The sequence below is a fragment of the Pseudomonas sp. GL-R-19 genome (assembly GCF_019956375.1).
GTDB lineage: Bacteria > Pseudomonadota > Gammaproteobacteria > Pseudomonadales > Pseudomonadaceae > Aquipseudomonas.
In genome coordinates this window covers 258,398-270,723 of the sequence record NZ_JAHBDJ010000044.1, presented here as the reverse complement: position 1 = coordinate 270,723, position 12,326 = coordinate 258,398, and the positions used below count along the sequence as shown (strand labels likewise).

Sequence of the window (12,326 nt, the reverse complement as noted above, 5' to 3'; positions counted from 1 at the left end):
CTCTCCTACTCGGGTGCTGTCACACCAGTGCTAATGACGGTCTCTGCCCCGCGCACGCTCTTCAACTCTAGCTCCCTCAGTTTGCTGCGCGACAGCGCGGCGTCGAAGACGAGGCGGCCCCTCCTACAGGGATTGCATTCCAACTGTAGGAGCTGCCGCAGGCTGCGATCTTTTGATCTTTATCGGTAAAACAACGAATAACCGATCTGCCCCACCGCCTCGTTCATCAATTGCCCGTTCTGCCAGATCGCCTTGAACTCCGGCATCCAGCCACCCAGTGGCCGTGCGTTGTCGCCGCCCAGAAACCCTACCGGCGCCGGCACCACCTCAAACCCGGCCTTGCGAAAACTCCAGACCGCTCGTGGCATATGCGCGGCATGGGTCACGAGCACCACACGTTTGACGCCCTGTGGCAGCAGCACTTCGGCGCTGAACTGCGCATTTTCCCAGGTCGTGCGGCTGCGCCCTTCCTGCCAACGCACGTTCACGCCAAAATCATCGCCCAAGGAGTCAGCCATCATCTGCGCCTCGCTGGGTGGCGTGCCGTAATGCAAGCCGCCGCTGGTCAGCACCGGCAAGCCGGAAGCCTTGGCCAGCCGCGCGGCAAAGCGCTGGCGCTCCAGGCCGACGCCCGTGGGCTGGTCGGCGCCCCAGGCCACGTCACCGCGTTCGCGCCCCGAGCCGAGGACCACGATCGCATCCGCGCGCTGCCCCAGGACTGCCCATTCATCGCGGGCCAGCGGTGGCTCCCGCTCGAGCAGGCCGGCACTCCACTGCACCACCACCGGCAGGCTCATCAGCCAGAAGCCCCCCAGGCCCAGCGCAAAGCACGCACCGGCAAGCCTCGGCCTGGATCGGCGCAACCACCAGGCAAGCAAAAGCAGCAGCAATAGAATGCCGGGTGGCAAAAGAAGTTGTTTTACGAAATAACGAAAAGGCATTGAGCATCTCCCGGAGATGCCCGAAGCCTAAGTGGGTTGGAGCAATGCGACAATCATTACGCAAGGACTATATTTCAAAAATGCATGGAGCAAGGCTCTGTGCCCTATTTGAACTGGAAAGACCGGACCTTTACCGCGTCTCTGCCGGGAACCTTGTCCTTGAGCCAGATAATCTTGGCCGAACGTGGTACGTCGAGTTGCTTTACCGCCTCTGACAAGCATCCGTGCGTCTCACGCTCACTGCGATCCAGATACGCCTTGACCAGTGCAAACTCTGCGGGGCTCAGACCACGCAGTTCCAGTTCCAGAGGGTGTTCGTCGCGCAACCGGCCAGCGGTTCTTGCCGCGTCCAGGGCCAAGGCCAAACGATCGATCAGCCTTTCGTACAGCTCCGGTTTTGTAGCTTTTTGCTGAGACTCAACCATCCCTCACCTCATTGGAAGATAAGACCTACTCCCCAGTTAGAGCTTAGCTTCCATGAACAAACCGGCTGAACGCCGCGACCAACGGCCCTCGCAGCGGTTTTTGCTGGACGTGCGGCAGCAATCAGGGTTTCCCTCGGTAGAGCGCGGTCATGTATGCTACGGCGCTTCCTGTAACTCCACTTCCAGCTCGGCTGGGCCTCGAAAACGCCAATGTGGCGTGTTCACCGTCCAGCGTTGCATTGAAGAGGATTAGGCCACCCCTATTCAGTTCAAAAGTAGCCATGCACGAACAATATCAGCCCCGTGAAATCGAAGCCGCCGCCCAGTCGTTCTGGGACGAGCAAAAGTCCTTTGAAGTCAGTGAACAGCCAGGCAAGGAGACTTACTACTGCCTGTCGATGTTCCCTTACCCCAGCGGCAAGCTACACATGGGGCACGTGCGCAACTACACCATCGGCGACGTGATCTCCCGCTACCAGCGCATGCAAGGCAAGAACGTTCTGCAACCCATGGGTTGGGACGCCTTCGGCATGCCGGCGGAAAACGCCGCGATGAAGAACAACGTAGCGCCCGCCAAGTGGACCTACGAAAACATCGCCTACATGAAGACCCAGCTGCGCAGCCTGGGCCTGGCGGTGGACTGGTCGCGCGAAGTGACCACCTGCAAGCCCGATTACTACCGCTGGGAACAATGGCTGTTCACCCGCCTGTTCGAAAAAGGTGTGATTTACAAAAAAAGCGGCACCGTGAACTGGGACCCGATCGACCAGACCGTCCTGGCCAACGAGCAAGTGATCGACGGTCGCGGCTGGCGTTCCGGCGCGCTGATCGAAAAGCGCGAAATCCCGATGTACTACTTCAAGATCACCGCCTACGCGGATGAGCTGCTGGAGAGCCTCGACGACCTGCCGGGCTGGCCTGAACAGGTCAAGACCATGCAGCGCAACTGGATCGGCAAATCCCGCGGCATGGAAGTGCAGTTCCCGTACAACGTCGATTCCATCGGCGAAGCGGGCGTGCTGAAAGTCTTCACCACCCGTCCGGACACTCTCATGGGAGCGACCTACGTCGCCGTGGCCGCCGAACACCACCTCGCCACCCTCGCTGCACAGAACAATCCTGAGCTGCAAGCGTTCATCGCTGAATGCAAGGGCGGCAGCGTGGCGGAAGCCGACGTCGCCACCCAGGAGAAAAAAGGCCTGCCGACCGGCCTGTTCGTCGAGCACCCGCTGACCGGCGAAAAACTGCCGGTATGGGTCGCCAACTATGTGCTGATGCACTACGGTGATGGCGCGGTGATGGCGGTTCCGGCCCACGATGAGCGCGATTTCGAGTTCGCCCACAAGTACAACCTGCCGGTTAAATCGGTCGTGCGCACCAGTTCTGGCGATAGCAACCCGCAGCCATGGCAAGACGCCTACGGCGAGTACGGCACGCTGATCAATTCCGGCGAGTTCGACGGCCTCGACTTCGCGGGTGCCTTCGACGCCATCGAAGTCGCGCTGATCAAGAAAGAACTGGGCGCCTCGCGCACCCAGTTCCGCCTGCGCGACTGGGGCATCAGCCGTCAGCGCTACTGGGGCTGCCCGATCCCGATCATCCACTGCAACACCTGCGGTGATGTGCCGGTACCGGAAGATCAATTGCCGGTCGTACTGCCGGAAGACGTGGTGCCGGACGGCGCCGGCTCGCCACTGGCGCGCATGCCTGAGTTCTACGAGTGCAGCTGCCCTAAATGCGGCCAGCCTGCCAAGCGTGAAACCGACACCATGGACACCTTCGTCGAGTCGTCGTGGTACTACGCCCGCTACGCCTCGCCGCACTTTGAAGGTGGCCTCGTGGAAAAATCCGCAGCCGACCACTGGCTGCCGGTGGATCAGTACATCGGCGGTATCGAACACGCGATCCTGCACCTGCTCTACGCGCGCTTCTTCCACAAATTGATGCGTGACGAAGGCCTGGTGAGCTCCAACGAGCCGTTCAAGAACCTGCTGACCCAGGGCATGGTAATCGCCGAGACTTACTATCGTCGCGAAGCCAATGGCGCTTACACCTGGTTCAACCCGGCGGACGTCGAGCTTGAGCGTGACAGCAAGGCCAAGGTTATCAGCGCCAAGTTGAAAGCTGACGGCTTGCCGGTGGAAATCGGCGGCACCGAGAAGATGGCCAAGTCGAAGAACAACGGTGTCGACCCACAGTCGATGATCGACCAGTTCGGTGCAGACACTTGCCGCCTGTTCATGATGTTCGCCTCGCCGCCTGACATGAGCGCGGAATGGTCTGACTCCGGCGTGGAAGGTTCGCACCGTTTCCTCAAGCGTGTCTGGCGCCTGGCTCAAGCCCACGTCACCCACGGCCTGCCGGGCAAACTGGACGTCGCCAGCCTGAATGACGAGCAGAAAGCCGTTCGTCGTTCGATCCACCTGGCCATCAAGCAGGCCAGCCAGGACGTCGGCCAGAACCACAAATTCAACACCGCCATCGCCCAGGTGATGACGCTGATGAACGTGCTGGAAAAAGCCGCGCAAAGCACCGGGCAGGATCGCGCACTGATTCACGAAGGTCTGGAAACCGTGACTCTGCTGCTGGCTCCGATCACGCCGCACATCAGCCACGAACTGTGGAATCAACTGGGTCACGCTGATCCTGTGATCGACGCCGGTTGGCCGGTGCAGGACGACAGCGCACTGGTGCAGGACAGCCTGACGCTCGTCATCCAGGTCAACGGCAAGCTGCGTGGCCAGATCGAAATGCCCGCCAGTGCCAGCCGCGAAGAAGTCGAAGCAGCCGCCCGCGCCAACGAGAACGTCCTGCGCTTCGTCGACGGCCTGACCATCCGTAAAGTGATCGTAGTGCCCGGGAAACTGGTCAATATCGTCGCCAGCTAATTGGATCGGGCGCCAGGTGAGCCTGGCGCCGAGTAAAACCTTTCGGGCCGCTTGATCGGCCCACATGGTTTCAAGGGGAGCAACAAGATGATCAAACGCAATCTGCTGGTGATGGGCCTCGCGGTTCTGTTGAGCGCCTGCGGTTTCCAGCTGCGCGGCACCGGCACCGACGAACTGGCGATCAAGGAACTCGACCTGAGCGCCCGTAACGCCTATGGTCCAACCGTGACCCAGTTGCGTCAGACACTGGAAGGCAGCGGCGTCAAGGTCTTTAACGGCGCACCTTACAAACTGGTGCTGACCAATGAGCAGGAAAGCCAACGTATCCTCAGCTACGCTGGTGCCGGTCGTGCTGGCGAGTACCAGGTGACCACCGTATTGAACTACGACATCCTTGGTCGCGGTGACCTGCCACTGATGAGCGACAAGCTTGAAGTGCAGAAAATCTACATGCACGACGGCAACAACCTGGTGGGTTCCGACCAGGAAGCCGCAACGGCCCGGACAGAGGCCCGCCGCGAGCTGGTTCAGCGCATGATGCTGCGCCTGCAACAACTGAGCCCTGGCCAACTGGATCAGTTGCAGCAGACTGCCGAAGCCAAGGCCAAGGCTGATGCCGCAGCACTGGAAGCGGCAAAGAAGGCTGAAGCGGATACCCCGCGTCAGTCGCCTGTCGAACTGCCGCAGCAGTAAGACTTACGGGGTGCTCAGGCGCCCCGTTCGCCCTCTCTTATGAAGCTCGCCCCCGCCCAACTCGCCAAACACCTGCAAGGCGCCCTTGCGCCGGTCTACATCATCAGCGGCGATGACCCGTTGCTGTGCCAGGAGGCGGCCGACGCTGTTCGCACTACCGCCCGTCAGCAGGGATTCGATGAGCGCCAGGTGTTTGCCGCCGACGCCAGTTTCGACTGGGGGACGTTGCTGCAAGCCGGTGCCAGCATGTCACTGTTCGCCGAAAAGCGCCTGCTGGAACTGCGCTTGCCTTCCGGCAAACCCGGCGACAAAGGTGCCGCCGCACTGATCGAGTACTGCTCGCGCCCGGCTGACGACACCGTACTGCTGATCAGCCTGCCGAAACTCGATGGCAGCGCGCAGAAAACCAAGTGGGGCAAAGCGCTGGTCGAAGGACAACAGACCCAGTTCGTGCAGATCTGGCCAGTCGATGTCGCCCAGCTGCCAAGCTGGATCCGCCAACGTTTGTCCCAGGCCGGGCTTTCTGCCAGCCAGGACGCCGTTGAGCTGATCGCGGCGCGGGTCGAGGGCAATTTGCTGGCCGCCGCCCAGGAAATCGAAAAGCTCAAACTGATGGCCGAGGGGGGTCAGATCACCGTTGAAACTGTACAGGCAGCGGTGGCCGACAGTGCGCGCTTCGACGTCTTTGGCCTGACCGATGCGGTGCTCAATGGTGAAGCGGCCCATGCGTTGCGCATGCTCGAAGGCTTACGCGGTGAAGGCGTCGAGCCGCCGGTGATTCTCTGGGCCCTGGCCCGGGAGTTGCGCCTGCTGGCCAACATTTCGCTGCAATACAGCCAGGGGACGCCGCTGGACAAGGCCTTCAGCCAGGCCAAGCCTCCGGTCTGGGACAAACGCAAGCCGTTGGTGAGCAAGGCCTTGCAACGCTACTCGGCACAACGCTGGGCGCAACTGCTGCTCGAAGCGCAACGCATTGATGCGCAGATCAAAGGCCAGGCGGCCGGTTCGCCGTGGATGAGTTTGAGCCGGTTGACGTTGCTGATGGCTGGGCAGCGCCTGACCCTGCCCGCTGAGTAACCCCGCACCTTGTAGGAGCGAGCTTGCTCGCGAAGGTCGTTAACGATAACGCAGACGTTCTGATTTAACGCGGCGCCCTCAAGTGCTTCGCGAGCAAGCTCGCTCCTACAAAGAGCGGCGCTTTTTCAGACAGACATCGGGACTGGACAGCCTTTCAACTTCGGCCGATGATTCGCCTCGCAAAATCCATTCACTTGCGAGAAGTCACCATGAGCAAAAAGCCATCGAAGCATGGCCCCAACAAGGCCAAATCCATCATCGCCCAGCCATTGTTCCGCAGCCGCCAGGAACGCCCCGCCAAGGGCAAAGGCAGCTACCGCCGCGAAGCCTTCCAGTCTGACAGCTGGGAGGCTTCTTACTTTCTGGCGGCCTGAAAGGCAAGCATCCGCTCAACATGTTAAGGTCTGCACCTGATCCGTATTCCCTGGACCCGTGCATGCCCTTTTGTCTTTCCCGTCGTTGGCACTTGCGCCAATTGATTGCTGCCTCCAGCCTCGTTTTGCTAGTCGCCTGCGCGGAAAAACCTACCGCCGCCGACGCCCAGCCGCTTCAGACCCTCCCTGTCGCCACCTCCCCGGCGGTTGTTCCGCCTGTGGTTGCGAACGGTGAAAACCTCGACATCCCGCCCACCCAGACCTTCGCCGAATGGCAGGCGGGTTTCCGCAAGGATGCCTTGGCCGCCGGTATCCGCGCCGATCTGTTCGATCGCGCTTTTGCCGATGTCAGCTTCGACCCCAGTGTGATTCGTGCCGATCGCAGCCAACCGGAATTCGCAAAACCGGTGTGGGAATACCTCGACGGCGCCTTGTCGCCGCTGCGGGTACGCAAAGGCCAGTCGCTGGTCAACCAATACGCCGACATCCTGCAAAGCATCGAGCAGCGTTACGGCGTTGATCGTCAGGCGCTGGTGGCCGTGTGGGGCATGGAAAGCAACTTTGGCCAGTTCCAGGGCAGCAAGTCGGTGATCAACTCGCTGGCGACCCTGGCCTACGAAGGCCGTCGCCCCGCTTTCGCCCACGCACAATTGATTGCCGCCCTGCAAATCCTGCAACAAGGCGATATCGAACCCGAGAAGATGCTCGGATCCTGGGCCGGCGCCATGGGCCAGACCCAGTTCATCCCGACCACCTACAACACCCATGCCGTGGACTTCGATGGCGACGGACGCCGCGATATCTGGGGCAGTTCGGCCGATGCCCTGGCCTCGACCGCACATTACCTGCAAAGCTCAGGCTGGCAGAAAGGCCAGCCATGGGGCTTCGAAGTGCAGTTGCCAGGCGGGTTCGACTACTTGCTGGCCGACGGCACGACTCGCAGAAGCGTCGCCGAATGGCGGCAACTGGGAATTACCCTGCCCAATGGTGGGCAGGTCCCGGCCGGCTCCGAGCAATTGTCCGCGGCCTTGCTGCTGCCGGCCGGTTACCGTGGACCGGCGTTCCTGGTGCTCGATAACTTCCGGGCGATCCTCAAGTACAACAACTCGTCGTCCTACGCCTTGGGGGTGAGCCTGTTGTCCGAACGCTTCAATGGCGCGGGACTGATCAGCGGCACGTGGCCAAAGGATGACCTGCCACTGAGCCGTACCGAGCGGATCGAGCTGCAAAACCTGCTGAGCACACAAAACTACGATGCCGGCACCGCCGACGGGATCATTGGCGCCAACACGCGCAAGGCGATCCGCAGCGCCCAACAGTCGTTTGGCTGGCCGGCGGATGGGTACCCGACGCACAAATTGCTGGAAGGTTTGCGTAACCGCTAAAAGCAAAAGATCGCAGCCTGCGGCAGCTCCTACGGGTGTACACAAAACCCCGTAGGAGCTGCCGCAGGCTGCGATCTTTTCAAGATATTCGCGACTTATCTGATTACCACATCCTGTTCCAAAACCAATTCCTTGTTCCCCGCATCCAGCCGCACCAACGCCCCCATCGGCAACGTCAGATTCGGGTTGCAATGCCCACTGCGCCAGCCGGACAGCACCGGAATCAGCAATGGCTCGAACGTCTGCTTGAGCAAGCGCTCCAGCGCGACCACCTCAACTCCCGCGATGTCCCCCACCAGCACCCCACGCAGCTTGTGCAGGGTCCCCGCAAGACGCAGATGGGTCAGCAACCGGTCGATGCGATACAGCGGCTCGTTGATATCTTCGATGAACAGAATGACGCCCTCGGCATCGATCTGGTAGGGCGTACCCATCGTCGCGGCAATCATCGACAGGTTGCCACCGAGCAGGCGCCCATGAGCGACACCCGGTACGATCGTCGTCAACGGGCGGCCAATCGGATGCATGAGCACACTACCGGCCCTGCATTGCCCACTGAGCATATTGAAAAAAGAGGTTTCGGTAGGTGGCAGCCGCTCACCCAGCAGATCGGCGTTGAGCAGCGGGCCATGGAAGGTCACAAAACCCGCATAACGGCTGATCGCCAAATGCAGCGCGGTGATGTCGCTGTAGCCGATGAATGGCTTGGCGTGGTGGCGCAGCAACTGAAAGTCGACGCGATCAAGCAACCGAGGCGTGCCGTAACCGCCACGCAGGCAAATGATGGCATCGACCTCCGGGTCGGTGAACGCCGCGTGCAGGTCATTGAGTCGTATATCGTCGCTGCCGGCGAGGTAGCCATCCTTCTCGAACACCCCCGGAAATATCCGCAGCGAATAACCACGTGCGCGCATCCAGGCGATGGCCTTGCCGGTGTCAAGCGCTGCAGGGCCGGCAGGCGCGATCACGGCGATCAACCCTTGCATCGGCAACGCCGGTACAGGCGTGTGAGGCATGAGCGTGGGGTCAGGTCTTGCGGTCATCCATGGATCTCCCAGCGTAGAAGCGTCAAGCACACATTAGTCAGGAACGGCGACAAACAGAAGGGGATCAATCGTCCCATCGTCCGCAGGAAAGGGCCGAAATCACTGTCAGACGGGCAAAAAAAGCCCGCAAGGTCGATTAAACCTTGCGGGCACTTTTCACAGCGCTGAATCAGGACGACATCAGCTCGGCCTTGACCAGCTTGGCCTGCTCGTCAGCGTGATACGAAGAACGTACCAACGGACCGGACGCCACGTTCTTGAAGCCCATCTTGTAGCCTTCCTCGGCAAACCAGGCGAAGGTGTCCGGGTGCACGAAGCGCTGCACCGGTAAGTGGCTGCGGGACGGTTGCAGGTACTGGCCGAGGGTCAGCATGTCGATGTCGTGTTCGCGCATGCGCTTCATGACCTCGATGACTTCTTCGTCGGTCTCGCCCAGGCCCAGCATCAAACCGGATTTGGTCGGAATGTGCGGCATCATCTGCTTGAAACGTTGCAGCAGGGTCAGCGACCACTGGTAGTCCGAGCCCGGACGCGCAGCCTTGTACAGGCGCGGCACGGTTTCCAGGTTGTGGTTGAACACATCCGGTGGCTCGGCAGCGGTGATTTCCAGGGCGATGTCCATGCGGCCACGGTAGTCCGGGACCAGGGTCTCGAGCTGGACGTTCGGCGACAGTTTGCGGATTTCGCGGATGCAGTCGGCAAAGTGCTGGGCACCGCCGTCACGCAGGTCATCACGGTCCACCGAGGTGATCACAACGTACTTGAGTTTCAGGTCGGCGATGGCGATGGCCAGGCTTTCCGGTTCGTTGACGTCCAGTGGCTTCGGACGGCCGTGGCCGACGTCGCAGAACGGGCAACGACGGGTGCAGATGTCGCCCATGATCATGAAGGTCGCGGTGCCGCCGGAGAAACACTCGCCCAGGTTCGGGCAGGAAGCCTCTTCGCACACGCTGTGCAGCTTGTGTTTGCGCAGCAAGGCCTTGATGCGGTCGACTTCCGGTGAAACCGGGATGCGGACACGAATCCAGTCCGGTTTTTTCGGCAATTCCGTAGTCGGAATGATCTTCACCGGGATGCGTGCAACCTTTTCGGCGCCGCGCAGCTTGACGCCGGCCTCTACCTTGGGACGCGGGGCCGGGCGCTCGGTGACATCGAGCGTCGGGATCATGGTTTGCACTGCATCAGTAGTCATATCAGTCGATTCCGCCCGTCAGGGTCGTCTGCTCAGCATAGTCGAGGTGTTTGACGAGCTGCGCGCGCAGCCGGGCACTTACCTCGGCAAATTCAATCGATCCTGCGTGATCGCTCAGCTGGGTCATCGCCAGCCCGGCATAGCCGCAGGGATTAATCCGTCGAAACGGTTCCAGGTTCATGTCCACGTTCAGGGCCAGGCCATGAAAGGAGCAGCCATGGCGGATCCGCAGACCCAGCGAGGCGATTTTCGCCCCGTCGACGTAGACACCCGGTGCATCGGGTTTGGCCACGGCGGTGACGCCGTAACTGGCCAGCAGCTCGATCAGGCACTGCTCCATCCGGTTGACCAGATCGCGCACGCCAAACCCGAGCTTGCGCACGTCCAGCAGCAGATAAGCCACCAACTGGCCAGGCCCGTGGTATGTCACCTGACCACCACGATCGACCTGCACTACTGGAATATCACCGGGGAGCAGCAAATGTTCAGCCTTGCCCGCCTGGCCCTGGGTGAACACCGGTGGATGCTCTACCAGCCAGATCTCGTCGGCGGCATCGCTGCCGCGTTCGTTGGTGAAGCGTTGCATGGCATGCCAGACCGGCTCGTAAGCCATCTGGCCGAGCTCGCGAAAGCCCAGCGTGCCAGACATCACAACACCATGTGCACGAAACCGGTGGCCCGCAGTTCGCTGTTGATGTTGTACAGCTGGTCCTGGTCGGTCGCGACGATGTGCAACTGGATGGTGGTGTATTTGCCGTTGCTGCTCTGGCGCTCGTCAACACGCTCATCGTTGATCGTTGCATGCTTGCGAACGATGTCGATGATCCTGTCCTTGTTGCCCACGCCGGTGTCGCTGATCACCTTAACCGGATAATCATTGGCAGGGAATTCGATCTTTGGCGCCTTTACTTCGGTATCGGTCATGGCGTAACGGCCTCGTAAGCGTAAGCGTAAGCCGTGGCGACGGGCATGGCTGCGCGCCAGATCAGCGCGGAGCCATGCAGGTGCACACTAAATTCAGTTGAACAAGCCGTAGAAGAATAGACGGATGCTATCCCACATGCGGCGGAAGATACCACCTTCCTCGACAGCGTCCAGAGCGATCAGATCAGCGCTGTGCACGACCTTGTCGTCCAGTTTCACTTCGACTTTACCGATCACGTCGCCCTTGGCGATTGGCGCGACCAGTTGCGGGGTCATGGTCATGCTGGCAGCGAGCTTTTTCAGCTGGCCTTTGGGCAGGGTCATGGTCAGGTCTTCAGCCAGGCCAGCCTTGACCTGGTTGGTGGAACCCTTCCAGACCGGCGCCTGGGCCAGTTCGGCGCCCTTCTGATAGAAGGTCTGGGTTTCGAAGAAGCGGAAACCGTAGGTCAGCAGCTTCTGGGTTTCTGCGGCACGAGCCACCTCGCTGTTGGTGCCGAACACCACGGCGATCAGGCGCATGCCATCACGTACGGCCGAAGACACCATGCAGTAGCCGGCTTCGTCGGTGTGACCGGTTTTCAGGCCGTCGACGGTCTTGTCGCGCCACAGCAGCAGGTTACGGTTCGGTTGCTTGATGCCGTTCCAGAAGAACTCTTTCTGCGAGTAGATCGCGTAGTGAGCCGGGTCTTCGTGGATGATCGCGCGGGCCAGCACAGCCATGTCGTGAGCCGACGAATAGTGCTCAGGGTTCGGCAGGCCGGTCGGGTTCATGAAGTGGGTGTTGGTCATGCCCAGGTCGGCGACGGTCTTGTTCATCAGGTCGGCGAAAGCGTCTTCGCTGCCGGCGATGTGCTCGGAGAGCGCGACGCTGGCGTCGTTGCCCGACTGGATGATGATGCCGTGCAGCAGGTCGCTGACGGTGACCTGCGAGCCCACTTTGATGAACATCCGCGAACCGCCGGTGCGCCAGGCGTTCTCGCTGACGGTCACCGGATCGTTTTCGCCGATCTGGCCGCGACGGATTTCCAGGGTCGCGATGTACGCGGTCATCAGCTTGGTCAAGCTGGCCGGCGGCAGACGCTGGTCACCATTGTTCTCGACCAGCACGTTGCCACTGCTGGCATCCATGAGCACGTAGGCCTTGGCAGCCAGTTGCGGTGGCGACGGCATCATCTCGACCGCGAACGCGGCAGGTGAGAGGAGCAGCGGGACTAACAGGAACAGGCGTTTGGCAAAGGTGGTGATGTTCATCCGTCTCTCGAAATCGCTAATGGAAACTGCCCAAGGGCAAAACTAATCAGATGACTTTCTAACGAGTCATCGCGTGTTCAGCTGCTCACTCTGTAACCCTTGCCGGGCTTTTGTTCTTCGACGAGCCAAC

12 protein-coding genes are annotated in these 12,326 nt (G+C 60.8%); 5 read left to right on the top strand and 7 right to left on the bottom strand.

Annotation, left to right across the window (positions count from 1 at the left end; genetic code table 11):
- Window positions 1–179: 179 nt before the first annotated feature.
- Together KGA83_RS22050 and KGA83_RS22045 are read right to left on the bottom strand one after the other, a co-directional pair.
- Window positions 180–941 (bottom strand): YdcF family protein, encoded by a 762-nt coding sequence (locus KGA83_RS22050; RefSeq protein ID WP_108216350.1) that lies wholly within the window; start codon window positions 939–941, stop codon window positions 180–182.
- 104 nt (window positions 942–1,045) lie between these two features.
- Entirely contained in the window at window positions 1,046–1,366 is a 321-nt protein-coding gene (locus KGA83_RS22045; protein WP_108216349.1) for a hypothetical protein, read from the bottom strand.
- A gap of 281 nt (window positions 1,367–1,647) precedes the next feature.
- Between KGA83_RS22045 and leuS the strand changes: the two genes are divergently transcribed.
- The 5 genes from leuS (at window position 1,648) to KGA83_RS22020 (ending at window position 7,783) form a co-directional block, all read left to right on the top strand.
- Window positions 1,648–4,254, top strand: coding sequence for a leucine--tRNA ligase (gene leuS, locus KGA83_RS22040; protein ID WP_223530923.1), 2,607 nt, complete (start codon window positions 1,648–1,650; stop codon window positions 4,252–4,254).
- An 87-nt stretch (window positions 4,255–4,341) separates the two neighbouring features.
- The gene (gene lptE / locus KGA83_RS22035) at window positions 4,342–4,947 is read left to right on the top strand and encodes an LPS assembly lipoprotein LptE (RefSeq protein WP_108216347.1); all 606 of its coding nucleotides are present in this window, start codon (window positions 4,342–4,344) and stop codon (window positions 4,945–4,947) included.
- Between the two features lie 39 nt (window positions 4,948–4,986).
- A complete protein-coding gene (gene holA / locus KGA83_RS22030) occupies window positions 4,987–6,024 on the top strand; it encodes a DNA polymerase III subunit delta (RefSeq protein ID WP_108216346.1) in 1,038 nt (345 codons plus the stop codon).
- Window positions 6,025–6,233: 209 nt separating this feature from the next.
- On the top strand, window positions 6,234–6,398 hold the full coding sequence (arfA, locus tag KGA83_RS22025) for an alternative ribosome rescue factor ArfA (RefSeq protein WP_007990624.1): 165 nt from the start codon (window positions 6,234–6,236) through the stop codon (window positions 6,396–6,398).
- A gap of 62 nt (window positions 6,399–6,460) precedes the next feature.
- Window positions 6,461–7,783, top strand: coding sequence for a lytic murein transglycosylase (locus KGA83_RS22020; RefSeq protein WP_223530922.1), 1,323 nt, complete (start codon window positions 6,461–6,463; stop codon window positions 7,781–7,783).
- Between the two features lie 95 nt (window positions 7,784–7,878).
- Here the strand turns inward: KGA83_RS22020 and KGA83_RS22015 are convergent, their stop codons facing one another.
- The 5 genes from KGA83_RS22015 to KGA83_RS21995 form a co-directional block, all read right to left on the bottom strand.
- Entirely contained in the window at window positions 7,879–8,826 is a 948-nt protein-coding gene (locus tag KGA83_RS22015) for an LD-carboxypeptidase (protein ID WP_108216344.1), read from the bottom strand.
- A 172-nt stretch (window positions 8,827–8,998) separates the two neighbouring features.
- Entirely contained in the window at window positions 8,999–9,997 is a 999-nt protein-coding gene (lipA, locus tag KGA83_RS22010) for a lipoyl synthase (RefSeq protein WP_162276382.1), read from the bottom strand.
- A 25-nt stretch (window positions 9,998–10,022) separates the two neighbouring features.
- The gene (gene lipB, locus KGA83_RS22005; protein ID WP_108216343.1) at window positions 10,023–10,670 is read right to left on the bottom strand and encodes a lipoyl(octanoyl) transferase LipB; all 648 of its coding nucleotides are present in this window, start codon (window positions 10,668–10,670) and stop codon (window positions 10,023–10,025) included.
- Window positions 10,670–10,945 carry a DUF493 domain-containing protein gene (locus KGA83_RS22000; RefSeq protein WP_095941984.1) on the bottom strand — a complete coding sequence of 92 codons (276 nt, stop codon included), beginning with the start codon at window positions 10,943–10,945 and terminating at the stop codon, window positions 10,670–10,672. The genes lipB and KGA83_RS22000 overlap by 1 nt, the downstream gene beginning before the upstream one ends.
- A 93-nt stretch (window positions 10,946–11,038) precedes the next feature.
- Window positions 11,039–12,196 carry a D-alanyl-D-alanine carboxypeptidase family protein gene (locus tag KGA83_RS21995; protein WP_108216342.1) on the bottom strand — a complete coding sequence of 386 codons (1,158 nt, stop codon included), beginning with the start codon at window positions 12,194–12,196 and terminating at the stop codon, window positions 11,039–11,041.
- Window positions 12,197–12,326: the final 130 nt, after the last annotated feature.